The organism is Dolichospermum sp. LEGE 00240, assembly GCF_015207875.1.
Lineage (GTDB): Bacteria > Cyanobacteriota > Cyanobacteriia > Cyanobacteriales > Nostocaceae > Dolichospermum > Dolichospermum gracile.
This window is the reverse complement of record NZ_JADEVZ010000005.1, coordinates 1-25,368: the sequence shown is the minus strand read 5'-3', so window position 1 is coordinate 25,368 and position 25,368 is coordinate 1. Positions and strand designations below refer to the sequence as shown.

Below are 25,368 nucleotides of genomic sequence, written 5' to 3'. Positions count from 1 at the left end.
GATGATTAAGAATAATTAATTAGGAAGAATAGGCAGCTTAAAGGCAAAAATAGCACCATGAGGTAATCTATTTTCTGCCCAAATTGTACCATCATGAGCTTCAATAATTTGTCGAGATAGGTAAAGACCTAAACCAGAACCTTTTCCTTGACTAATTCCTTGATAAAATCTGGTAAATAAGTGAACAAACTCCTCTGATTGAATACCAGCACCCCTATCTACAATTTTTACGACTTGATAGGAAGATGTTGTTTGTAAAATAATTTCAATCCGCTCACCACGACGAGAATGATTAATAGCATTAACTATCAGATTACTAAAAACTCGTTGTAATTGTAAAGCATCACCATTTACCCATAAGGATTTTTTCCAATCAGAATCACCATAATTAAATGAGAAATAAACACGACGATTTACGGCTAATTCTCTGAGAGTGGAAGTAACATCTTCCGCTAAAATAGTCAAATCCACAGGAGCTAAATTTAATTTAATACCTTCTGTATCATTGCGATAAACATCTAACAAGGTTTCTACTAATTGCAAGGAAGTTGAATGACTACGTGCCATTGTGGCTAAAACAGTTTGTTGACGGAGGGAAACTGCACCAAATTTTTCTTGTTGAAAAGCCTTAATAGTTTCTATGGCTCCTAAAAGTGGAGTTTTTAAATCATGGGTAAGAGTAGAAACAAAATCTTCTCTGATTCTGGCTAATTGTTCTTGTGATTGTAACTTTGATTGTTGTTGAATAATTGCATCTTGGGAAAGACGTAATCTATCGCTTAAAAAGCCAGTGATGATTAGTGCTACAATAGCGATCGCTCGATTAGCAATTGTATAAAAATGAATCTCCTCGCTGCCAGGTAAACCCAGATTCAAAATCGTTAAAAACACAGACATAAAAGTTGTTTGGATAGTAGCAATTCGCCCAAACCAGAAACTAGCTAATAAAATCGCCCCAGTGTAGAGATATCCAAATACATAATCATTTGGTGTAGAAAACTCCATAACTATAATTATCAAAAAAAGCATAAAAATAGTTAAAAATTTCATTGATAAATAAGTCATAAGAATAGGGAATTTCATGATTTGTAAATAACTAATAGAATAAGGTTTCAGATCCCCGACTTCTTTAAGAAGTCGGGGATCTTTTTGTTCGTTTAGAAAAAACTAAACACCATAAACGCCAGATATAGAAAAAATAAACATCCAGCTAAACACAAAATATACCTTGCGAATCTTGTTTTTAGTTACAAAGCAATGAATTATAGAAATTGGTTATTCAATCAGACTATATTCTTAGTCTAAAATTATGATTCAAGGATGGATACAAATAGCATTAACTCTACTCATAGTAGTAGGCATTACACCTACCTTGGGAAAATATATGGCGCGTATTTACCAAGAACAGAGGACAATTCTCGACCCTATATTTGACAAACTTGAAAGATTAATTTACCTGCTCATTGGTGTTCATAGTAAACAAGATATGACCGCTTGGCAATATGCAGCAGCCATATTTTACAGCAACTTAGTTATGGGATGTTTAATATTTTTCATCCTCATAAATCAAGCATGGCTACCTCTCAACCCCACACAAATTGGTGGGATGACCTGGGATACAGCTTTACATACAACCATATCATTTCTGACCAACACAGATCAACAACATTATTCAGGAGAAACTTATCTCAGTTATGGTAGTCAAATTTGGGGAATTGGCTATTTAATGTTTACCTCCGCCGCCACAGGACTAACGGTAGGTATAGCATTTATTAGAGGATTAACAGGCAGACCGTTAGGCAATTTTTATGTAGATTTAATTCGTTCAATGACGCGAATATTGTTACCCATAAGTATAGTAGGAGCAATATTCCTAATAATAGCGGGAGTACCAGAAACATTAGCCGGACCAGCAGTATTTCCCACCTTAGAAAATCCTAGCATTAGTCAGGCGATCGCTCGCGGACCAGTTGCCCATTTAGAAATTATCAAACAACTAGGAGAAAACGGCGGCGGATTTTTTGCCATTAATTCTGCTCATCCGTATGAAAACCCCAACGGATTTTCTAACCTCATAGAAATTATCGCCATGTTGTTAATTCCCACATCCCTAATTTACACCTACGGAATATTTGCCAACAACAGCAAACAAGCCTGGTTAGTTTACAGCATGGTAGGCATAATTTTCATCATCTTTATAATCATTACCGCCATAGGAGAATATCACGGCAACCCAGCCATCAATACCATTTTAGGAAGTACACAACCCAACTTAGAAGGCAAAGAAATCAGATTTGGTTGGGCGCAATCTTCCCTATTTATAGTTGCGACAACTGCCACAATGTGTGGAGCAATTAATAGTTTAATTGATTCATTTATGCCCAACGGTGGTTTTGTTACCTTTGCCAATATGTTTCTCCAAATCATTTGGGGCGGACAAGGAACAGGAACAGCTTATTTATTTACCTACCTCATATTAACCGTCTTTGCTACAGGCTTAATGGTAGGCAGAACACCAGAATTTTTAGGCAGAAAAATCGAAAAACGCGAAGTTGTCCTGGCCAGTTTTTTGATTCTTTTAGTACATCCCATTGCCATCATGATACCAGCCGGAATCACCCTAGCTTTTCCCGACCAACTAGCAGGAATCAGTAACCCCGGTTTTCATGGTTTTGCTCAAGTGCTGTATGAATATACCTCAGCCGCAGCAAACAACGGTTCTGGACTCGAAGGTTTAGGAGACTCCCAACCATCACCTTTAGCCATAGCTATGGGAGCAAAACCCACTATCACCGCTTTATGGTGGAACCTCAGTGCCAGTTTTAGTCTTCTTGCAGGGCGTTTTGTCCCCATTACAGGCTTATTGTTACTAGCAGATAATATGTCTCGTAAACCAAGCGTACCCTTGACGACAGGGACTTTACGGACTGATACGGGATTATTTACCAGTGTCACTGCTGGAGTAATTTTGATTTTGGGTGCATTGACGTTTTTTCCGGTTTTGGCTTTTGGTCCTATCGGGGAAGCATTTTGGATCGCTAAAGGATTATAAGTTAAAGTCTCACGCAAAGGCGCAAAGGCGCAAAGATAGAAAGAATAAAGATATGACAAATAATCTTCGTCTTCCTCATGGAACTCGTGACTCCCGCAAGCATACACCGAAAGCAAATATGCAGGGATTGTATCAAAGAGCTATTCGTGAGTCATTTATCAAGCTTGACCCCCGCATTTCTGTCAAAAACCCGGTGATGTTTATTGTTTGGGTGGGGACAATAGTGGTTTTTTTAGTCACTCTTGATCCTAATTTATTTGGTACTGTCAAGGCTGATATTAACCAACAACGACTGTTAAATGGGATAATTACCCTGATTTTATTTTTCACTGTTTTGTTTGCCAATTTTGCGGAAGCTGTGGCGGAAGGAAGGGGTAAAGCGCAAGCTGATACTCTTAGAGCTACCCGTTCCGATACTATGGCTCGGAAAATTTTACCTAATGGGGTGATTGAAACTACTAACTCTACGGAATTACGTAAGGGAGATTCAGTGAAAATCATTGCAGGTGATATGATTCCCGCTGATGGAGAAGTTACTCAAGGTATGGGTTCTGTTGATGAGTCAGCCATTACGGGAGAATCTGCCCCTGTACTTAAACAACCGGGGACGGATATTGCTAGTTCAGTTACAGGTGGTACACGCTTACTTTCCGATGAATTGACTATTCGGATTACTGCTGATCCTGGTCAAGGTTTTATTGATAGAATGATTTCTCTGGTAGAAGGTGCGGAACGGAGTAAAACACCTAATGAAATTGCTTTAACTGTGCTGTTGGCAGTTCTTACCCAGGTGTTTTTAATTGTGGTTTCTACTCTTCCTCCTTTTACTGGTTATATCGCTAATTTTATTAGTGTGGTGTTTGGGGAAGAAGCAGGGAATAATTTACGCAATGGTGCCAGTATTGCCATTCTAATTTCTCTGTTAGTGGCTTTAATTCCCACAACTATTGGCGGTTTATTGAGTGCTATTGGTATAGCCGGTATGGATAGAGTCGCTCAATTTAATGTGATTGCTACTTCTGGGAGAGCGGTAGAAGCTTGTGGCGATATTAATACTTTAGTTTTAGATAAAACAGGAACTATTACTTTAGGCAATCGCATGGCTGATGAATTTATTCCTGTGAATAATTACTCTGTAGAAGATGTAGCCAGAATTGCCAGAATCGCAAGTCTATTTGATGAAACACCGGAAGGTAAATCAATTGTCAAGTTAGCAGAAAAATATCAGGTAGTTACAGATGTTGATGTTGATCATGCTGAAGGTGTAGAATTTTCAGCTAAAACCCGTATGAGTGGGATTAATTTAGCTGATGGTAGTGAAATTAGAAAAGGTGCGGTAGATGCAATTAAAGGTTTTGTCCGTTCTCGTGGTACTCAAGCTCCTCCAGAATTAGATGCGGCTTATGAACAGGTTTCTTTATTGGGAGGTACACCTTTAGCTGTTTGTTTAAATGACCAAATTTATGGGGTAATTTATCTCAAAGATATTGTTAAACCTGGTCTGAAAGAAAGATTTGATCAACTGCGAAGAATGGGGGTAAAAACTATTATGCTCACTGGTGATAATCGCATTACAGCTAGTGTTATTGCCAGGGAAGCAGGAGTTGATGATTTTATTGCTGAAGCTACTCCAGAAGATAAAATTAGTGTCATTCGGGCTGAACAATCTCAAGGTAAATTAGTGGCAATGACGGGAGATGGGACTAATGATGCACCAGCTTTAGCTCAAGCAAATGTGGGTGTAGCTATGAATTCGGGAACACAAGCGGCAAAGGAAGCTGCTAATATGGTGGATTTAGATTCTGATCCTACCAAATTAATTGATTTGGTGACTATTGGTAAACAGTTACTAATTACTCGTGGGGCGTTAACTACGTTTTCTATTGCTAATGACATTGCTAAATATTTCGCTATCATTCCCACTATTTTTGGTGCTGCTGGGATTGGTGCTTTAAATATTATGGGCTTAAAAAGCGCCCAATCAGCAATAGTTTCGGCTCTAATTTATAACGCTTTAATTATTCCAGCACTGATTCCTATTGCACTCAAGGGTGTAAAGTTTCTACCTCTCACCGCCGATCAATTATTAAAACGCAACATCTTTATTTATGGTGTTGGGGGTATTATTGCGCCTTTTATTGCCATTAAATTAATTGATGTGATTCTCCCTTTACATTAGATGACGATAAAGAGAAGTATAGCAATATCAGAAATTATGCACAAACATCAACTGCCGATTTATTTATTTTTAGGAATAAGCAGTAATTTAATTATTGCTCCAATGGTTTATGCAGCTACATCTGAACAATTTTCTCGTTCACAAGCTTGGGCTTTAGGATTATTAGGAGTAGGAATTTTCAGTCTGTCTATTTATTTGTTTTTTGTAATGTTTCAACCGGAGAAATTTTAATGAGTTTTACTAGAGATGCAAACCAGGCTATTCGGGCTACTTTAATTACTTGGATAATTGGTGGCTTAATTTATCCATTGATTATGATTGTTGTTGGTCAAATTGTATTTCCTGCTCAAGCTAATGGGAGTTTAATTACTAATAACCAAAAACAAGTTATTGGTTCTGGTTTAATTGGTCAACCTTTCAGTTCTGAACACTATTTTAATGGTCGTCCCAGTACCACTAATTACAGTACAGCAGATCCAAAGAAGGATGAAAGTGGAATTTTGAAAACAGGTATATCTGGTGCTAGTAATTTAGCTCCCAGTAATAAAGCATTAATAGAACGGATTAAGGGAAATGATGGTTTTCAGGGTTTACAGACAGCAGGAATAAAACCGACAGCAGATTTGGTTTATACTTCTGCTTCTAGTCTTGATCCTCATATTAGTTTAGCAGGTGCTAGGGCGCAAATTGCCAGAGTTGCAAAAGCCAGGGGAGTTCAAGAACAAAAACTGGAAAGTTTAATTAATCAGAATATTGATGGGCGTTTTCTTGGTATTTTTGGAGAACCTGGAGTCAATGTTTTAAAGTTAAATTTAGCTGTGGATGCTTTAAAATCTGGAGGTTAAATCAGACAAATAATGAAAGTAAAATAAGTTCAAAATTACCTTGGGCTGCCGCAGTTCCTGATATTGAGTAACCAGCATCAATCATTAGTTGCTCAAATTGAGTTGCGCTTAAAGTTTGACATTTTAACTTTGGTAGTCCCTGTATTTGATGCTTGTTGAGGGTCATGGGTAGTCTGGTAAATTATGAATATCTTTTATCTTACTACCCTATACTTTTCATAACTTGTAAAGCAATAACTCATATTGGATTCAATCCAATTTAAATATCTTTTACGTTACTAACCTATCCTTTTCTTAACTCCTCTCCAAATGAGTCATAAGTTCCCTGGTAAGATGTAAAAATCTTGTACCCTGGCAATACTAAAGCAATACCTATTCTGCTATGAATCTTACCTGGATATTTATAAGGTTGATCATCAGGAACATCACCACCAATGCGAATATGTATTCCTGGTAGCCATAAGTATAATCCAGGAATTAATAAGTCCATGCTGTAAGCAATTTCTCTCATCGCTTCGTTTTCACTAAGAGCATTATTGCCAGAAAAGCTCAACTTGGCGTTTGTGATGTTCAACATTACGTTTTTTAATCTCCAATAGAGATTTTGCTAGTAGTGAGGATCAGTTAGTGTCAATCCCTAATAGAGATTATTGTAACAGGAATAGGAATCTCCACACACTACACTATAGCGGTTATTGTTTGGATGTAATCTAATTGAGGGCGGGGAGACCCCGCCCCTACTGGATTGCGTATCTAGGTTTTCGCTGTGGTGTAAGGTATTTCTCAATCCTTGGCTATGCAATGATATTAACTGGTGAGTGATACAGTTAAGTCATAATTTTGACTCATGTTAATGAGTTTTTTTTGAATGAGCGATCGCACGTTTTCAGGTGAAACTATTTCACAGTCATTTCCATAAACCATCACTTCTCGCAATAACCAAAAAGGGTTTGATACTTTTCTCACCACTTGACGTACCTCCCCAATCTCTTCATTACTGATATCATTGAATTTTGGTTGATATGCTTTCACCATACCTCTATAAAAGTGTAAGTATACATTTAGGGAATCTAGTCCTTCATGCCGCCATTGTCCATTCACTGGGACAACACCTTTGATGTTATCCAGACGTAAACAGCGATTGTGTATGAGTTCTGGAAAGTCAGTATTGGCGATATCTTGAGTCTCATCACACCAAATATTTAAGTAAAAACGCTTTTCTTCAAAAGTGATTTCCGCATAACGAACTGTAAATGATAGGTCTATGCCTTGAGTGTTGCCATAGAGTATTTGAAAGGGCTGCTTTTTTTGAGAAAGTTCATCTATTTGCAATCGCCAAGCATCACTAGGTTGGTTAACTAACCGGATAAGTGACTGTTGTAAAGGTGCTTCAAGATTGCCATAATCCAATAATAAATTGATCAGAGTTTGAGATTCCGCAATTTTACCTATATCAACCAGAACTTTGAAGGCTTGATCTAGGGCGTTAACTTGTTCAGAGTTGAGGGAGAACAGTTTTTTGGTCTCTGGTGTTTGTTGGGCGATCGCTACCAATAGTCCAGATATACTGGGAGACTTACCCCAAAAAATACCTAGTTTTTGGGCGATTTCTTCCAGTTGTTCCTTTGTACCAGAGGGAATTGACAGTGTAATTGTTTCTTTTTTCCTGGACATCTACAAAATGTAATTACATTATTGACATATTGCTTATTTACAGTTATTGTATCTGTATACCAGGTGAATAGATAACTTTTTGGGGTAATTTGATTGAGATACTTGTTCTTATGAAAGAAAACTTAGCTGATCGTATGCTGGAAGTAATGTCAGATGCTTGCTGGCATTCTACAGATGAGTTAGTAGAAAAGGTGAGTCATCGTTTTTCTGCAACTATGCACGTCCTCAAGAAACGTGGTTATCAATTTGATAAGCGCCGTATTCAAGGACAACAGCATGAGTATAGACTGGTAATTGAGTCAAAAGCGATCGCTTTGCTCACTATAGGCAACGCTTAAAAAGAATTTCTGACATACTGGGGGTAGTTTCTCCTACTCCCATTTCTTGAAAATAGTAGTTAGTGAGGTCAAAAACTATGACCGATAATTTACTTTATCGAAATTCCATTGATACAAATCACGAATTTTTCGCTAAATAGGTAAACCATGAACGAACAAACATTACTAGAAAGAATCACATTTAACCCCCAAATCTTTGGAGGTAAACCAATCATTCGTGGTCGTCGTCTAGCTGTTGAACATATTTTAGGAATGTTAGCCGCAGAAGATACCATTGAAACTTTGTTAGAAGCTTATCCCTGGTTAGAAAGGGAAGATGTGCAAGCCTGTTTAATTTATGCACGGAGGTTAGTAGGTCATGAACGAGTTGAACCTTTATTGTAATTTTTAATCACAAAAATGGATAATGATAAAATGCAAGATAAAATTCCAACAATTGCAGAACTTCGAGAACTTTCTTTACGACTTCTTAAAAAAATACCTTACTTAAAAATGTTAGTTCTGTTTGGTTCTAGAGCAACAGGTAACATTAACGCCAATAGTGACTGGGATTTTGCTGTTTTATATGATGAAGAAAAATATAATTTATACATTCAAAATAATCCATTAGCTGCATTTGCAATACCTGGAATTTTAGGAGAAATATTCAAAATCAATTCTGACAAAATTGATATTGTAGAACTTAATCATTGTTCAAAACTCATAGCACATTTTGTAGCTCGTGATGGAAAGGTATTATATGAAGAACCAGGAGATGAGTTTGATAAATTTCAACAAAGAGTTTTATTGAGTAATACAGAAATTAAAAAGATTGAAGAAACTAAATTAGAAAACATTGAGAACTTTTTACAAAGGTGGGGAGTATGACAAATATATAAATATCCACTTTATGTTAGACAAATCAACTCTTATTTAATCAAGTTGGAAGAAGAAAATGGCTGAAATAATAATTACCAATCAAAATAACACTTTAAAAATATACCTCAGTGCTTTATCTGCAAATGTTATTAATTATCAGATAAATTCTCAATTACTAGGAACTTTAGCAAATTACGGTAATAGCTTAGAAATTGCAAGATCATTTGGTGATTCTAAATTAGTCAGACAATTAAACATAAAGATAAAGCGCAATGTAACCAATGATCAATTACCAATACTAAATTTCCAAGCTAACAATATTGTGACTTGGGAAAATCAAGAACTTGGTAAAATTCAAACATTGTACAAGAAACCATTACCAGGAGAATTACAAGCAAGATTAGCTATTGAAAGTGCAATTGATAGATTTTTGGAATATTTACAAAAAGTACATTATATAGTTGTATTAGATGAAAGTGACTCTCATGTAATTGTTTTTTCACCCAAGAGAAAAAAATTAATAAATTTTAGTTTACTTTGGGATGAATTTTTAAAAGAGGTAGCTTTTTCAAAAAATGGGTTTAGTAAGTATCAGTTAAAAGATTTAACACAGACATTTATTCTTTTGCTGAATAGTGTTACTTTAGCTGATCGGGGTTTTAGTACCTTAGAAATTCCAATTATATGTAAGGAACAAACTGATATTTTAGCTGCTTGTTACCTAGCAGTTATTTATCAAGTTCAAGAGCGTCAAGTTGAGCGTCAAAGAAAAATAGATGGCTTGCAAAATAAGCCTACTACGGATAAGAAACTAGAACAATTAAAAGAAAAACAAGACGAGGAAGCAAAAAAATATAGTGAAGACTTTCAAAAATCCTTTGATTCTATTTTAAAAAAACAAGAATCAATCTGGAAAGAATTAGAAGATATCAAACATCAATTGAATACAGACAGTTTAACTAAGCCACAAATTAATAAGTTAAACAAGCAAAAGGAAAAGCTATCTTCCCAGATAATATTTAGCAAGGATTCTGTACATCAAAAACTCTCATTGCTTCAAATATCTAATGGTAATCCATTTGAGTTTATTCGATTAGACCGTAAAAATAATCCTGAACAATTCAAAGATATTGTTGATGTTGTTACAAGGTTTAATAAAAGAGCTACAGATCAAATAAATTCTACTCGTGGCGATATTTTTGCCAAATGTGTTTTAGAAATGTATCGCTTACTAGAAAAACAGCAACCTTATGATCCTAAACCAGAACCTTTATTAAGTGAAACCCCAATCAAAATGGAGGTAAGATCACCAGGAGATGATGGTAAAGAATTTTGTTACTCTTGTGGAGTTAAACTTGATCCGAAAACTGCTAAATGGAAAGTTGCTAGATATATGTTTGAACGACCTTCCCAGCGTCGTCAATCTTCATCAAGTGAAGACCGTCCTTGTATTTGTGCTTCCTGTTCTACCCTTGCTTTTGCTTCCCCCCTGAAAGTAACAGATGAAAGCATTATTTTGAAACTAAAAAATGTTAATCAAAATAATGAATCTGTTAATTTTCAATTAAAGCAGTACATTAGAATGCTGACTACTAAAGAATTAAATTTAAGTTCTGGTCAGTATCTACTCTTATCATCTGATAAAACTGCTAGTGGTGATATAGCATCTGATAAATTAGGACAAGTGCAATATGCACTAGCCAAAGTTGCTTCTATTTTCCCCACAGAAGTATTAACAGATTTTGAATTTTATCTCATTCCTCAAGGAAGTAAAGAGATCAAGTTAGCTAACAGACATTTAGTTTTAATAAAAGGATTAATGGAATGTTATGGACAATCAATTATTATCTCTGGCAAAGATATCAATTATGATTTAGGAGAAGCAGTCCGTTATGTAGAACAAGATTTACCATTTTTAGCTGATTATTCTCTAGTTAAATCAGCAAACGTTAGTAATAAACTACAGCTTGAAAAAATTCGAGAACTTTATTGTAAAATACTTGAAGGGGATATGAACTCATCCAAACAGCTTTCTAAAAGAGCGCAATTATATCGAGATGTCGCAGCATTAACAGGCTTAACTTATGCTTTTGTTCAATCTCTAGAAAGCACAACTAAGAAATCTATGAAAACAGAAGATGCTGAAAGAGAAATGAGCAAAATCATAGAACAAGTAGGTGATGCAGTTGCTTTTTGCTATTACGCCACTCTTGGCGACCAAGAAAAGAAAACTGTACAAGCCAGACTTTATCGCAACAATGATAACTACTTTATTTATGACCAAGCTAAAGATTTTTTGGAAACCAAATTACAAATTTCAGACAGACAAGAAAAGGACGAAGTTAAAAAACAAACTTGGCTAACTTTTTACGCTGATGATGTGATTAAAGCATATACTTATTTTGCTGAAAATGGTTATGGTCAAGACCGAGAATGGAATGAATTGACCTATAACCTAAAACTTTCCCTATACACCCGCTTTCCTGAATTAGTACGCAAACTTAAAACAACAGGTGATAAATAATCATGACAACTGGATTAAATGCAACTGACTCCAAAAATCCCCGCTTTCATTTTGATATTTATGCAATTTTAGAAGGTTCACAAGAACTATATTTTGGGGATGAAGTACAAGTAAACGTCAACGTTGTAGAAACAGTAAAATTAACCACAAAAGATGGTCAATCTCTGGAAAAATGCTATCTTTCACCTACTAAACGCAGAGGTGTAGAAAGACGTTGTTTATTATGGTCTCCAGTGAAAACTGGTGAACTATTAGGAGATAAACAAAAATGTGGTATTCCTAAAACCTGCGCTAAACAAGATTGTCCTATTTGCGCTCTCTATGGCGCACTTGACCCAGGTAAAAGCACTTTAATAGGTCGTGTAACTCATGGTGGTGGTGTTGCAGTTCAAGATTTGTACCCAGTAGATAAACAACGTGCAATGCACCCTTCACGGTTAGTCAACCAAAAAGATGAAACACCAATACCATTCAAACGCCAATATAATCAACCTGGTATTCTCTACCCAGTTTCTAACCATGCGTTGAGTGTAACTGATAAAGAATTTTCATCTGTTGCCTATGCTTTTTTAGATGCTTTACCTCGCATTGGTTCTGGTAATCCCAAAGGTATTTCTATTGCTGAAAATGAGCAGCAAATACCCCTTTTAGTAGTGGATAGATATTTAGTACCCAAGGGTAAACGTCCGGTAATATCTCCTGCTATTATTGACCCGGAAATTGCAATTAACGACTTTATGCGACTTGCTCAATATCCACATAATAACATTGACCATATCCATGATGATTATTTTGATAGATGGATAGGAGATAAAGCATTAGAAAAATTGCAAGAATACTCTGCTAATTTCGTGAAAACAGTTCTACAAGCATAAATTTACAAACACCATTAGGCATAATCATGTATTGCCTCAAATTGAAAATTATACCTATGGCAGCAATGACATTTCGCATTCTGCCAGGTTCTATCTTGAACATTGCCACTTATCCTTTTGTTCCACCCACAACATTATCAGGATTTTTGCGAAGGTTAGGAATGTTAAGTGTGGGTTTAGACATTCCTGAAACTGCCATTAATAAAGATAATCCTCCTGTTTACGCCTTACCACCTCTTTATATTGCTTTAGGTGCTTATCCTTCTGCAAATTCATTCAGTACAGTACATAAAACCTATCGTAAAGGGATGCGAGAATTTAACCACTATAGCTTTTCTAAGTTATATGTGGAAAAAGATAAAGCAAATTTTCAATTGCATACCTGGGAATATTTCATAACTGAGGAACTTATAGGTTATGTTGTCAGTGAATCCTTAGAAGGTTTAGCACAATTTAAGCAATTAGAAAGTTATGGATGCAAGTTAGGAAAAGAAGGTTTTGCAGTATTACAAGAAGTATCTGAACCAATTCACTTAATACTAGATACACTAGCTGCTTTTCCTTCAACCATTGTACCAATGGAGGCAATTCTACAAAGTAATCAATTCGTAGGAAGTTGCGATATTTACAATCTTTATCGCTATAACTGGGAAATAAAGTCTAACAATTCTTCTATTAGAGAAGGATTTTTAGATAATCAACCAACCCAAGTAGAAGGTTTTATTCCTTTCGTTACTGGTTACTATCCCCAAGCAGGAAATTTAGTCCCAACTCTTGATTACTACACTAACAAAGAAATTTATATTCCTGTATCTTTGGTAAATTTGTTAAAAGGTGAAGTCAATGTCTAAAACAAAACGTCAACGTCCTTATATATTTGGTAGAGTCTTTTTTCCAGAAACAGAAAATCCTGAACCAGCAGTACCTAATAAGATTTATTTTCAACCTCTTGGTAATCACGTTGGGAATGTAGTTAGATTAGTCAAATTTTGGCATGAAGACGATTTTCCTTGTGAATCATCATTAGATAGAGTTATAGAAGCAGCAAAAATTCATGATTCAGGAAAACCGCAAAAATTTAACTTAGGAGTTGAAGAAAATAAAAAAAAGGTTTTCAAAAAATATATTTACTCCTTTAGGGGACATAGATATTTAGCAGAACATAAAAACCCTTGGATACAAAGTTTAGCCAGAGGACATCATGATTATTCAGTAGGTGATATTAGTCGAGATGCTTACCAATTAAAAAAATATCCAGAGTTTGCAGAAATTCTGTTAAAAAATCCCTTAGCTTATGCTCAAGAATTATACATTTTAGAAATGTGTGATCAAATTGAAGCAGAATTAGCTTGTAGAGTTATTGATGACACAAAACAAGCTGAATATCGTACTTTTATGGAATATACAATTGAGGAGGACAAACAAGAAAAATATTTATATAGAATAGACCCTTGGATTTTTAAGACAGATGAAATTGAACTAGATTTTACATACTGGGCTTATAATTTATCAGAGGATGATAAAAATGAATTGAGAAAGTGCCAAGGTGATAAGCAAGCTTATCAGTTAATCGGAAGAACGTTAGATAAACTAGCTAAAAAATGGTGGAATGAACAACCAGAAAAACCAAAAATTGATCAAAGCATCACAATCAAACTCAAACCTTTTGTATTAGATGGTGATTATGATAATAAAGATTGTGATTTTTGGTATCAACAATTAGCTAATTTTTCACCAAATCCTCTACAGAGAGAAGTATATCAAAAAATAATTACTTCAGAAGCAGCGGATTATTTAATTAAAGCTCCCACAGGTTCAGGAAAGTTTGAAACTGTTTTATTTCCTGCTTTAGTAAAACAACATCGTTTGATTTTACCATTACCTACTCGTAGTTTAATTGAAGACCAAAAACAACGTTTAGAACAATATCTAAAAAGATTTTCCCTAATTTATCCTCAACGTCAAATTTCTTTAGTTATAGATACAGGTTCTCAAATGAGACGTTGGGTGTATGTTAATGGAAAAGAAGAAGAAAGAACCATTAACCCTAGAAGACATCTTTATAAAGGAGATGTGATTTTAACGACCCTAGATAAATTCATGTATCGTTATTTTGCTTTTGGAGATAAGCAGAAATCATTTATATTCCCGTTAAGGATTCACAAAGATAAGACAATTATCTGTTTTGATGAAGCACATAGTTATGATGAAATTTCTTTTACTAATTTTCATGGTTTGGTCACTTCACTTTACGAAGCTGGTCGTTCTATCATATTAATGACTGCAACAATGCCAAAAGAATATGTTCAGAGATTCAATTATTTGGATGTTATTGACTATGTGGAAAATCCGGAAAAACGATTAGAATTAGAAAAACATCAAAACAGAAATCAGCATAGAGATTTTGAATGGATCAACAATATTGTGATCAATTCTCAACAAACAGAGGTTTTTCAAAATCGGATTGTTGAAATTATCAAAACAGAATTGCAAAGAAAAACTGAACGGAGAATTATTACAGTTGTAGAAACTGTCAAAGAGGCAGTAGCAATATACAAGAAATTAAAATCATCTTTAGACACAAATCAATTACTACTATATCATGGGCGGTTAAGTAGTGAACAACGTGAAAAAGTTTATCAAAATCTCAAAAACCGTGATGATAATAACCAGCCTTATATTTTAATTACAACCAGTGCGATAGAAGTCGGTTGTGATTTAAATAGTGAAGTATTAATTTCACAAATTTGTTTACCAGAAAATTTAATTCAACGTGCAGGACGTTGTAACCGTAAAGGTAATATACCAGATGCTAAAGTAATTGTTGTAGGCAAAATAGAAGGTGAGCAAATTCCATTCTATGCAGAAAGTTTAGATGAGTCAGGCTGGAAGAAATATCAAGAAACTTTATCATCATTATCAACATTTGATCCTCAGAAAATAGGCGATTGTATATCACGTCCTCATCATATTGATGATTATCGCGTAGTTGAGCTTTTTTCAATGCTGCACGAATATGTTTATAATGCGGATTTAACTTGTCAACCAACTCATGAAAAGGGTTTAGTAGTAACTCGTAGTTGGACACCATCTGTAACTTTAGTTTATGACGACGGTAAACATGGAGAAGATTGGATGAATAAATTATCTAAAATTCCGCATATTACTGTACCAATTGATAGATTAATTATCAAAAAAGATGAGGAAGGTAGTTCAATTAATCAATATGCTAATACTTACGTCTATGAACGGTATTATAATCAAGAAGAAACTAGATATACAACAAGAGATTTACGTTGGGGTTGTGCATATAAAAAAGATATTTTTGTCAAAATCAGCCCTGAAAATAATGAAGCATCTATGTGTGATGGAAAACTTCCATATCATTATGATGAAGAATTAGGCTTTGTAGAATTACCAGGCATTTTTCAAAGATGGAGAACACAAGGATTTGAAGAAAGGTTACAGTATAAAGTTGATGAAAAAGAGAAAAAAACTTCAGCAGTTATAAGCTACATAAAATCAATAGAAAATTTGTGAGAATCATACAATACAGAACAAAAACCCAAGTATTACAGAAATCAAAAAAATTAAGCAGGATGAACCTGATGAAATTACCGAAATTGAAACTGAGGAAAATTAGATCATGACCATTCTTGATCCTAATCAGTCTTATACTTTTAGCAAATATTTTGAGATGCACATTTCTCCTCAAGATTTTGCTGAAGAATTTGGCTATACTTTCACTCGAAAACGTTTGAGTTTACCCCAATATCAAGAAAATCTAGACCGATTAACAGAACTGCAAGAAAGACTTGATGAAATTCTCCCATACTTTGATTTAGCAAATGAAACAAGTCGCAGAGAAGTATTAATTTCTCCCATAATTTTAGACTTAGTTCACTACACTAAATCTGAGGTGAGAATTGAATATCAAATTAAAGTCAGTGAACAACTACAAGGTTACTTTGATTATCTAATTAAAAATCGCAATAATCTCCTAGTAATTGAAGCAAAAAAAGAGGATTTAGATTATGGAATGACACAACTTTTTGCAGAACTAATTGCCCTAGATAAATGGCAAGAAAATCCACAACAAACTCACCTTATCGGTTCAGTTACTACTGGCAAAATATGGGAATTTGCTCAACTTGATCGCCCTAATAAACATCTCATTCAAGGACTTGACAGTTATCGCGTTCCTGATGACTTAGACCCATTGATGCGGATTCTAGTTCAATCTCTCATTTAGTGGTAAATATGCCACCAGTTAGCCTCATTCAAAACGTGCAAATACAAGGGGAATATTACTATTTTGATGATGTCAAAAATATAAAACTCCCCAAACAAATGCAATACCGCTTTCGGAATTAATTACTTACCAAAACCTTTACTGCTCTTCTTTGTTTTAGGAGGGCGTGAAGGCATTAATTCAGTCAAAAGGCTACCACGATTTTGTAACATTAACTTGCGATTTCTCACCCTTTGATATGTTTCTATTTCTTCTGCATGGGGATGATCTGGATCTATTTTTAGATGGGTAATAGACACTACATATTGTGCTTTGTCTTCATCTTCGGGATTATCGTTTTTGCTGACTAATCGGCACATAATCCCGCCTTCATCCCCAGAATAAGCTACCCAATCAACTTCAAATTCTTTATCTGCATTTATTATGTCTCCTCTTGTCTTCAGCATTTTTAATAACTCTTTTGCTGCCTTGACTTTAATTGGTAAACTGGCTTCTAACTTTTTAGTGAGTGCCGTTGCTTCACGAGAATTATCAACTGTCATTTGTCTTACTCTTTATTCAATGTTAATTACTTTATACGTTCTATAGTCTGAATCTTTCTAGTTTTCATTATCTATTTACAAATTGTGCCACACTGCAAAAATTATGCCCCATAGTCTCATCCTCAACATCATCCCCCAATCTCCAATTTACCCCAATTTTCTCACAGGTAGACATTACCACGCCTTATTTCTTAACCTAGTGAGTTCTGTTGATAGAAAATTAGGAGACTACTTACACGAATCAAACGCCGATAAAGCCTTTACTCTTTCACCATTGCAGGTACAAAACAAACATAAAACCCAATCTTATACTTTGCAATATGCCCATCAAAATCCTATTCCTGCTGGTACTTCTTGTTGGTGGCGTATTTCTTTATTAAATGACAATTTATTTAATCAACTTACACCTTTATGGTTAAATATAAACCCCAAACAACCTTGGCATTTAGGTTCAGCTAATCTATATATTACTAGCATTCAAGGTACACCCCAATTTAAACAACCTTGGGCTAATGCTTGTAGTTATAATCAACTTTATCAACAAGCAAGCGAAACAGAACGCAATCTTAATTTCATTTTTTCTACACCTGTAGCTTTTCGTCAAGGTGCATTTGATAATGTTTTACCAACAAGGGAATCTGTATTCAATAGTCTGGTAAATCGGTGGCATAAATATAGCGATATTGAATTAACCAATATTTCTTTTGAATCAATTTATGCTAGTGCTTTTAATATCAAAACTGAAGTTATTAGCAACTATGACAACAAATTTATTGGCTGTTTAGGTGAAATTAGTTATCGCATTCTTGGCAATGTAGAAACAACGACAATTAAACAAATTAACGCCTTAGCTGACTTTGCTTTATATGCTGGTATTGGCAGAAAAACAACAATGGGAATGGGAATGGTGAGGAGAAGGTGACAGGGAACAGGTGACAGGTGACAGGTGACAGGGAACAGGGAACAGGTTACAGGTGACAGTAATAAGGTGACAGGTGACAGGGAACAGGTGACAGGTGACAGGAAAGAGGAAAGAAGGTAAGAGGGAGAGTTAATAGGTTAGAGGCAAAAGTAAATAAGGGAAGAGGAGTTATTTATGAAGATTGAATCACATCGAGATTTAATTGTGTGGCAAAAATCAATGGATATGGTAGTGAATATCTATCAATTAGCATCTGCATTTCCAAATACAGAAATTTATCGTCTTACTTCACAAATTACTCGCGCTGCTGCATCTGTTCCAGCCAATATTGCCGAAGGTCATGCAAGAGGAACAACTAAAAACGATTTTGCACATTTTTTATTCATAGCTAAGGGTTCATTAATGGAAACATTTAGTTTGTATAATTCTAGCGGGCAAGATGCCCGCACTATAAAGTTCAAGTAAATTATGGTTATCAAATTTAGCTGCGTAACAGCTTATCAACTTTTTTAATTAACTATGACTAAACAAAATCAAACTAACTCTCTTCCTACTGTCACCTGTAACCTGTCACCTGTCACCTATTACCAATCACCTGTCACCTCTGATGATGATTACGTTAATATTGCCTCATTAAATCAATATTCCTATTGTCCTCATCGTTGTTGGTTGATTCATTGTGCAGGGGAATTTATTGATAATCAATACACAATTGAAGGTACAAGTTTACATGAACGAGTCCACACAGTTGGAGAACAAAATCGTGAGGAAATTTGGCAGATACGCGCTATTTATTTGAAATCAGAGCAATATAAACTTATTGGTAAATCTGATTTGATTGAATTTGAAAATGGTGAATTTTACCCTATTGAATATAAACGTGGACGCAGAGGAGAATGGGATAATGATGAATTGCAAGTTTGCGCTCAAGCTTTGTGTTTGGAGGAAATGACAGGAAAAAATATCAATACTGGCTATATCTATTATGCTCAAACTCATCAACGGAAATTAGTAGAAATTACGCCAGAATTACGAAGTAGTACCATTGCGACTATTGAAGCTATCCAAACGTTACTGTTTACAGGTGCTATGCCAAAAGCTGTAAAAACAAAACGCTGTGATGGTTGTAGTCTTTATTCTCGATGTTTGCCACAACTTGCTGATAAGGTGGGGCGTTATCAAGAAGCAAATTAATTATTGGTAATTGGTAATTGGTAATTGGTAATTGGTAAATTAATTATTTACTGTCACCTGTTACCTGTCACCTGTCACCTGTCACCTGTTACCTGTCACCTAAAAACTGTCACCTGTTACCTGTCACCTGTCACCTGTTACCTGTCACCTAAAAACTGTCACCTGTCACCTGTTCCCTGTCACCTAAAAACTGTCACCTATTTTGAGGATTTAATCATGGGTACTCTTTACATTTCACAGGCAGATTCTTTTATTGGTAAAGTTGATGAAAGAATTAATGTCAAATTTGATAAGAAAATTATCATGGATGTACCATTTATTAAGTTAGATGGTGTGGTTGTTTTAGGTCGTTCTACACTTTCTCCTGCTGTTGTTTATGAGTTGATTAATCGTCATATTCCTTTATCGTTTATTGATGAAATGGGACATTATTTAGGACAATTACAACCGGAAATGTCTGGTAATATTTTCATTCGCAAGGCACAATGGCAAGCAGCAGGAGAAACCCCCCAATCTATTCATCTGGTGCAAGGGTTTGTTAGGGGAAAATTAAAAAATTATCGTCAAACTTTGATGCGTTATCAGCGTGAATTTAATGATATTGATCTATCTAAAAGTATTCCTCGCATTGAACAGGTAATTGCTGCAATTAATTCAACTGAAAGTATCAATTCTTTGCGGGGTTTAGAAGGTTCTGGTAGTGCTGCTTATTTTGGTTGTTTTGATAGTCTGATTCGTAATTCTCAATTTTCTTTTACTAAGCGTGTCCGTCGTCCACCTACAGATCCAGTAAATTCATTGTTAAGTTTTGGTTATTCTTTATTGCGTCATGATCTGCAAAGTGCTGTGAATATTGTCGGTTTTGATCCATATTTAGGATACCTACATTTTGATCGCTATAATCGTCCTTCTTTAGCTTTAGATTTAATGGAAGAGTTTCGCCCTTTAGTAGTAGATGCGGTGGTTTTATCTAGTTTGAACAAGCAATTATTAACTCCAGCCGATTTCGTAACTGAACCGTTAAGTGGTGCTGTTTCTCTGACTCCAGAAGGACGGAAAACTTTTTTAACTTTGTACGAAAAGAAAAAAATATCGGAGTTTAAACATCCAGTAATGGGGCGTAAATGTAGTTATCGAGAGGCTTTTGAATTGCAAGCGAGATTACTGGCTAAGTATTTAATGGGAACAATTGATAAATATCCCCCTTTGGTCTTGAAGTAGCTATTTAGGTGACAGGTTACAGGTGACAGGTGACAGGTTACAGGTGACAGGTTACAGGTTACAGGTTACAGGTTACAGGTTACAGGTTACAGGTTACAGGTTACAGGTGACAGGTTACAGGTGACAGGTTACAGGTTACAGGTGACAGGTTACAGGTGACAGGTTACAGGTTACAGGTTACAGGTGACAGGTTACAGGTGACAGGTTACAGGTGACAGGTGACAGGTTACAGGTGACAGGTTACAGGTGACAGGTTACAGGTGACAGGTTACAGGTTACAGGTGACAGGTTACAGGTGACAGGTTACAGGTTACAGGTTACAGGTGACAGGTTACAGGTGACAGGTTACAGGTGACAGGTTACAGGTGACAGGTTACAGGTTACAGGTGACAGGTTACAGGTTACAGGTGACAGGTTACAGGTGACAGGTTACAGGTTACAGGTGACAGGTTACAGGTTACAGGTTACAGGTTACAGGTGACAGGTTACAGGTTACAGGTTACAGAAAAGAGTTTTTACCAATTACCTATTACCAATTACCAATTACCCATTACCCATTACCCATTACCAGTTTATGAATGTTGTTGTTTCTTACGATATTTCTGAGGATAAACGCCGGACTAAAATCCATAGTATTCTCAAATCCTATGGTCAATGGGTGCAGTATAGTATTTTTGAATGTCAGTTAACTGATACTCAATATGCTAAGTTAAGATCGCGTCTTCATAAACTCATAAAACCTGAGACCGACAGCATTCGCTTTTACTTCCTTTGTGCTTGCTGTTTTGGTAAGGTGGAAAGAATCGGTGGTGAACAACCCCGTGATGAGACAATTTTCTTCGCTTAATGCGCGAGGGGGTGGGTGTAAAAAATTCAATTGCTCAAAAAATGCCTGAAATCATGTCTACACAAGCTTTTCATGCAGTTCATGGAGTTCACCCATCCGCGCACCTTGCACAGCAGGAGTTTCAGCTATTTTACTCCTTGACACTTTTCTTGAAATGGATTATCATAAGAACATCCGCGCAACTGAACCTTGAAAACTACATATATATAGGCTTTCAGCACCCCGCTATTGCAATTTCACTTACTCCCTATTAGGGATTGAAACATTTTGCGCTGGCTCACCAAAGCCAACTTTTACAATGCATTGCAATTTCACTTACTCCCTATTAGGGATTGAAACTTGGTACCATCAAAAATAAGCAAAGCGTGGACGAGATTGCAATTTCACTTACTCCCTATTAGGGATTGAAACATCGTTCTGCTTTATCCCTAGTCATGTTCATAGCATTGCAATTTCACTTACTCCCTATTAGGGATTGAAACAAAATTCAAGATGTTAATGGTGATGACTATATCATATTGCAATTTCACTTACTCCCTATTAGGGATTGAAACAATACACTGATTGATCCCATTAGAAAAATTAGCAAATTGCAATTTCACTTACTCCCTATTAGGGATTGAAACTCTTCAGCTTTGTCTTTTTCTCTCCATCCTGCTTATTGCAATTTCACTTACTCCCTATTAGGGATTGAAACTAGATATAGCCAGAATGCTAGTTTATATTATTCTTAATTGCAATTTCACTTACTCCCTATTAGGGATTGAAACGGGATTTTGCTAGTTTCACCAGCTTTTGGTATGTATCATTGCAATTTCACTTACTCCCTATTAGGGATTGAAACATCCTGGGAAAGATAGGGTTCAGCCGCGAGAAATTAATTGCAATTTCACTTACTCCCTATTAGGGATTGAAACAAGTATAAAAAAGAAAAGCAGCCAACACCTGAAGATTGCAATTTCACTTACTCCCTATTAGGGATTGAAACTATAAACGGGACTAGTTGATTTTCTCTCCTGCCAGGATTGGGCATCAAATTGCAATTTCACTTACTCCCTATTAGGGATTGAAACTTTTTCTCTCCATCCTGCTTGACATTTAAGGTAAAATTGCAATTTCACTTACTCCCTATTAGGGATTGAAACAAACAAAGACAGCCGTTGGAACCTAACTGATAACGTACCCAATTGCAATTTCACTTACTCCCTATTAGGGATTGAAACATCAAGATTATTTCGCTATTCCTAAGTCAGATGGGAGAAAGAAAATTGCAATTTCACTTACTCCCTATTAGGGATTGAAACTGCAATCTCTGAGACTTAGACTCTGACAATATTTTTTGAATTGCAATTTCACTTACTCCCTATTAGGGATTGAAACGACGCATTATTTCCACATCTTCATTTAATATTAAATTGCAATTTCACTTACTCCCTATTAGGGATTGAAACACCACAAGAAGCGATAGAACCATTAACAAAAACATATGCAATTTCACTTACTCCCTATTAGGGATTGAAACACGACAATTCTACAAGCAACTGAAAACGAGAAAAACAAAGAATTGCAATTTCACTTACTCCCTATTAGGGATTGAAACATTCTACTCTTAGGAGTTGGGAGAAGGGGGACAGATTGCAATTTCACTTACTCCCTATTAGGGATTGAAACACCGGATTCTCAGACGATACCGGGATCTCAATGGTGCGGATTGCAATTTCACTTACTCCCTATTAGGGATTGAAACCAGATTTTAACAGAGACTTTTGATAGAAATGGTTGATTGCAATTTCACTTACTCCCTATTAGGGATTGAAACATACTGATATAACTCAGGTGTGATATCTTTATCCTATTGCAATTTCACTTACTCCCTATTAGGGATTGAAACTAGCTCATTGGGAAGTAATACTAAGCAGGAGCTAATTGCAATTTCACTTACTCCCTATTAGGGATTGAAACAAGTTGCATGATGGGATCAGGTTTAGTTGTGGTGTGGATTATTGCAATTTCACTTACTCCCTATTAGGGATTGAAACTTCTGGTAGCCATAATTTTCCTATTTTACAGAAGGGTAATTGCAATTTCACTTACTCCCTATTAGGGATTGAAACACGAGACGCTGTAAAATATCTTGATAAACATCCTGATTGCAATTTCACTTACTCCCTATTAGGGATTGAAACTTCTATATAAATGCACTAGTGAAAAAACATTATCATTGCAATTTCACTTACTCCCTATTAGGGATTGAAACCAAAGCTGAACATAGGGGACTTTGACCCCACTGCTAAGAATTGCAATTTCACTTACTCCCTATTAGGGATTGAAACTTCGTAATTCCCATGCAGATGCGATCGCGTCATCAGATTGCAATTTCACTTACTCCCTATTAGGGATTGAAACAAAAAGTAAGTTAAGGAAAGGAACAATGAAGGAACTTAATTGCAATTTCACTTACTCCCTATTAGGGATTGAAACAATTCTTCCCAATCTATCCCTAATTCCATTAAGCATATTGCAATTTCACTTACTCCCTATTAGGGATTGAAACCTTATCTTGGAATACTGCTGATTTCAGAGCTAATTGCAATTTCACTTACTCCCTATTAGGGATTGAAACAAAGATATCTACAATACCTGATTCTGTTTCTATTGATTGCAATTTCACTTACTCCCTATTAGGGATTGAAACAACCTATTGGGGATGTAAAATGTGTTCAAAGTGTAATTGCAATTTCACTTACTCCCTATTAGGGATTGAAACCTCCACTATCCCAAAGGAACATTAATAGGAATCCATTGCAATTTCACTTACTCCCTATTAGGGGTTGAAACATGAATGCGTTATTCTTATTGGAATAATTCTTATTTAGGACTTAAGCACTTTATAAATTCACATTAATTCTTTTTCAATGAGTTCAATTAATTCCAGAATACTACGAGATTGGCTAGGTTCTACATTAGATTCTTCAATTATATGGACATGATGGGGAAAATTAGGTAATTTTGGAAAATGCTGCACATTATCCCAACGTTTTCTTAAATTTTCCTTTTGTTCATCCATCCACTGATAACGATAACCAAGGGTTACAAAATGTCCCTCAATAATAGTAAAGGACTCTGCTATTTCTAAGAAATCATTATTTACTAAAGTTAATCTAGCACGGAAATAACCACGATTCAATAAAATTCTTTCTTCCACAATAGCGATTTTAATAATAATGCGGCTAGTAGCTAATTTAATTTTTACTGTATTAATATAATCTTGTATTTCCATTGTTTAACTAGCTATTAAATTCGTATTTATCTGAATAGTATTTTGAGCATTAGTCCACATTTCATAAAATACGCTCCATTCAAAAAAATCTATTTCATCTCCTAATTTACCTGCTTGAAATTCTTGATAGAAGTCACTAGAAGACATTTGATATTTTGTCTCAAAATTCTTTAATTTTTGTTCTAAATCTGAAATATCTTGTTGTGTTGAATTTGCTAATGGTGAAGATAATTTGACATTATTAATTTTGCTTTCTAAAAGCTGCCTTTCTTCTGGGGATAAAGAGAGGATGATTTGAGTGATAGATTCAACTAATTGGGTATTCATAATGTAATTTTCCTTGGTCGGCAATTTGGATCTTCATTATATCTCATTTATCGAAGTTTGAAAGTCCTATACTAAGTTAAACTTAGGTAGATATTGCAATTTCATTTACTCCCTATTAGGGATTGAAACCATAACTAAATGGGGCGTAATTGCCCATATCTAAAATTGCAATTTCATTTACTCCCTGTTGGGGATTGAAACTACCCATGAGGGAGGGTTTACGCCGTAAACCCCTACGAAATTTCAATTTCACTTAATCCCCATTAGTGCTTGTTTAAGTTCTAAGTAGGTGAACACAACCAAACTAATCTGTGTAAAGAAAAGTAAAATCGCTCAAATCCTCTTCACTCTTGCCTCTTCACTCTTGCCTCTTGCCTTGCCATAACGACGATTGACAATGCTAATCTGACTTGAAAATAAGACCCCACCCCTAACCCC

The 25,368-nt window shown here is 35.5% G+C and carries 24 protein-coding genes, 1 pseudogene and 1 CRISPR repeat array; of the genes and pseudogenes, 18 read left to right on the top strand and 7 right to left on the bottom strand.

Annotation, left to right across the window (positions count from 1 at the left end; translation table 11 throughout):
• Positions 1-15 precede the first annotated feature (15 nt).
• Positions 16-1,065, bottom strand: coding sequence for a sensor histidine kinase KdpD (locus IQ226_RS02495; protein WP_228039206.1), 1,050 nt, complete (start codon positions 1,063-1,065; stop codon positions 16-18).
• Between the two features lie 244 nt (positions 1,066-1,309).
• Between IQ226_RS02495 and kdpA the strand changes: the two genes are divergently transcribed.
• Genes kdpA through kdpC form a run of 4 tightly spaced genes read left to right on the top strand, consistent with a single transcriptional unit; the run spans position 1,310 to position 6,076 of the window.
• Entirely contained in the window at positions 1,310-3,052 is a 1,743-nt protein-coding gene (gene kdpA, locus IQ226_RS02490; RefSeq protein ID WP_193891691.1) for a potassium-transporting ATPase subunit KdpA, read from the top strand.
• 52 nt (positions 3,053-3,104) lie between these two features.
• Positions 3,105-5,231, top strand: coding sequence for a potassium-transporting ATPase subunit KdpB (gene kdpB / locus IQ226_RS02485; RefSeq protein ID WP_193891688.1), 2,127 nt, complete (start codon positions 3,105-3,107; stop codon positions 5,229-5,231).
• 36 nt (positions 5,232-5,267) lie between these two features.
• Entirely contained in the window at positions 5,268-5,462 is a 195-nt protein-coding gene (locus IQ226_RS02480) for a potassium-transporting ATPase subunit F (protein ID WP_370567066.1), read from the top strand.
• On the top strand, positions 5,462-6,076 hold the full coding sequence (gene kdpC / locus IQ226_RS02475) for a K(+)-transporting ATPase subunit C (RefSeq protein WP_193891681.1): 615 nt from the start codon (positions 5,462-5,464) through the stop codon (positions 6,074-6,076). Before IQ226_RS02480 ends, kdpC begins: the two co-directional genes overlap by 1 nt.
• A 1-nt stretch (position 6,077) precedes the next feature.
• Here kdpC and IQ226_RS02470 read toward each other — a convergent pair whose 3' ends face one another.
• The 3 genes from IQ226_RS02470 to IQ226_RS02460 all read right to left on the bottom strand — a co-directional run bounded on the left by IQ226_RS02470 (position 6,078) and on the right by IQ226_RS02460 (position 7,750).
• On the bottom strand, positions 6,078-6,242 hold the full coding sequence (locus tag IQ226_RS02470; protein ID WP_193891678.1) for a hypothetical protein: 165 nt from the start codon (positions 6,240-6,242) through the stop codon (positions 6,078-6,080).
• Positions 6,243-6,359: 117 nt separating this feature from the next.
• Positions 6,360-6,653: a hypothetical protein gene (locus IQ226_RS02465; protein WP_193891675.1), complete on the bottom strand. Its 294-nt coding sequence runs from the start codon at positions 6,651-6,653 to the stop codon at positions 6,360-6,362.
• 230 nt (positions 6,654-6,883) lie between these two features.
• Positions 6,884-7,750, bottom strand: coding sequence for a WYL domain-containing protein (locus tag IQ226_RS02460; protein WP_039205091.1), 867 nt, complete (start codon positions 7,748-7,750; stop codon positions 6,884-6,886).
• Positions 7,751-7,860: 110 nt separating this feature from the next.
• On the opposite strand from IQ226_RS02460, the gene IQ226_RS02455 reads away from it, so the two are divergent.
• The 9 genes and pseudogenes from IQ226_RS02455 to IQ226_RS24850 form a co-directional block, all read left to right on the top strand.
• Positions 7,861-8,088: a hypothetical protein gene (locus IQ226_RS02455; RefSeq protein WP_039205093.1), complete on the top strand. Its 228-nt coding sequence runs from the start codon at positions 7,861-7,863 to the stop codon at positions 8,086-8,088.
• 147 nt (positions 8,089-8,235) lie between these two features.
• A complete protein-coding gene (locus IQ226_RS02450) occupies positions 8,236-8,472 on the top strand; it encodes a DUF433 domain-containing protein (protein WP_193891672.1) in 237 nt (78 codons plus the stop codon).
• A gap of 30 nt (positions 8,473-8,502) precedes the next feature.
• Positions 8,503-8,955 carry a type VII toxin-antitoxin system antitoxin protein adenylyltransferase MntA gene (mntA, locus tag IQ226_RS02445; protein WP_193891916.1) on the top strand — a complete coding sequence of 151 codons (453 nt, stop codon included), beginning with the start codon at positions 8,503-8,505 and terminating at the stop codon, positions 8,953-8,955.
• 67 nt (positions 8,956-9,022) lie between these two features.
• On the top strand, positions 9,023-11,470 hold the full coding sequence (locus IQ226_RS02440) for a hypothetical protein (protein ID WP_193891669.1): 2,448 nt from the start codon (positions 9,023-9,025) through the stop codon (positions 11,468-11,470).
• A 2-nt stretch (positions 11,471-11,472) separates the two neighbouring features.
• On the top strand, positions 11,473-12,345 hold the full coding sequence (locus IQ226_RS02435) for a hypothetical protein (protein WP_193891666.1): 873 nt from the start codon (positions 11,473-11,475) through the stop codon (positions 12,343-12,345).
• 56 nt (positions 12,346-12,401) lie between these two features.
• On the top strand, positions 12,402-13,196 hold the full coding sequence (locus tag IQ226_RS02430) for a hypothetical protein (protein WP_228039204.1): 795 nt from the start codon (positions 12,402-12,404) through the stop codon (positions 13,194-13,196).
• Positions 13,189-15,885: a CRISPR-associated helicase Cas3' gene (gene cas3 / locus IQ226_RS02425; RefSeq protein WP_193891659.1), complete on the top strand. Its 2,697-nt coding sequence runs from the start codon at positions 13,189-13,191 to the stop codon at positions 15,883-15,885. Before IQ226_RS02430 ends, cas3 begins: the two co-directional genes overlap by 8 nt.
• Positions 15,886-15,991: 106 nt before the next feature.
• Positions 15,992-16,597, top strand: coding sequence for a type I restriction enzyme HsdR N-terminal domain-containing protein (locus IQ226_RS02420; protein ID WP_193891656.1), 606 nt, complete (start codon positions 15,992-15,994; stop codon positions 16,595-16,597).
• Positions 16,555-16,719, top strand: a pseudogene (locus tag IQ226_RS24850) (type I-D CRISPR-associated protein Cas5/Csc1); the annotation flags it as partial. The gene IQ226_RS02420 and the pseudogene IQ226_RS24850, both read left to right, overlap by 43 nt.
• On the opposite strand, the gene IQ226_RS02415 reads toward IQ226_RS24850, so the two are convergent.
• Positions 16,720-17,139, bottom strand: coding sequence for a hypothetical protein (locus tag IQ226_RS02415; RefSeq protein WP_193891653.1), 420 nt, complete (start codon positions 17,137-17,139; stop codon positions 16,720-16,722).
• Between the two features lie 103 nt (positions 17,140-17,242).
• Here IQ226_RS02415 and cas6 point away from each other — a divergent pair, with 103 nt between their 5' ends.
• The 5 genes from cas6 (at position 17,243) to cas2 (ending at position 21,323) form a co-directional block, all read left to right on the top strand.
• Positions 17,243-18,061 (top strand): CRISPR-associated endoribonuclease Cas6, encoded by an 819-nt coding sequence (gene cas6 / locus IQ226_RS02410; RefSeq protein WP_193891650.1) that lies wholly within the window; start codon positions 17,243-17,245, stop codon positions 18,059-18,061.
• 174 nt (positions 18,062-18,235) lie between these two features.
• Positions 18,236-18,526 (top strand): four helix bundle protein, encoded by a 291-nt coding sequence (locus IQ226_RS02405; RefSeq protein WP_081981545.1) that lies wholly within the window; start codon positions 18,236-18,238, stop codon positions 18,524-18,526.
• Positions 18,527-18,580: 54 nt separating this feature from the next.
• The gene (cas4, locus tag IQ226_RS02400) at positions 18,581-19,255 is read left to right on the top strand and encodes a CRISPR-associated protein Cas4 (RefSeq protein WP_193891647.1); all 675 of its coding nucleotides are present in this window, start codon (positions 18,581-18,583) and stop codon (positions 19,253-19,255) included.
• Positions 19,256-19,471: 216 nt separating this feature from the next.
• Complete coding sequence (gene cas1d, locus IQ226_RS02395; protein WP_193891644.1) at positions 19,472-20,476, top strand: type I-D CRISPR-associated endonuclease Cas1d; 1,005 nt, start codon at positions 19,472-19,474, stop codon at positions 20,474-20,476.
• A 574-nt stretch (positions 20,477-21,050) separates the two neighbouring features.
• The gene (gene cas2, locus IQ226_RS02390) at positions 21,051-21,323 is read left to right on the top strand and encodes a CRISPR-associated endonuclease Cas2 (protein ID WP_193891641.1); all 273 of its coding nucleotides are present in this window, start codon (positions 21,051-21,053) and stop codon (positions 21,321-21,323) included.
• Positions 21,324-21,550: 227 nt separating this feature from the next.
• Positions 21,551-24,161: direct repeats of the CRISPR family, unit length 37 nt; unit sequence ATTGCAATTTCACTTACTCCCTATTAGGGATTGAAAC.
• Between the two features lie 58 nt (positions 24,162-24,219).
• Here cas2 and IQ226_RS02385 read toward each other — a convergent pair.
• Entirely contained in the window at positions 24,220-24,603 is a 384-nt protein-coding gene (locus IQ226_RS02385; RefSeq protein WP_193891638.1) for a DUF6516 family protein, read from the bottom strand.
• Positions 24,604-24,606: 3 nt separating this feature from the next.
• Positions 24,607-24,930 (bottom strand): hypothetical protein, encoded by a 324-nt coding sequence (locus tag IQ226_RS02380; RefSeq protein WP_039205111.1) that lies wholly within the window; start codon positions 24,928-24,930, stop codon positions 24,607-24,609.
• Between the last annotated feature and the right edge of the window lie 438 nt (positions 24,931-25,368).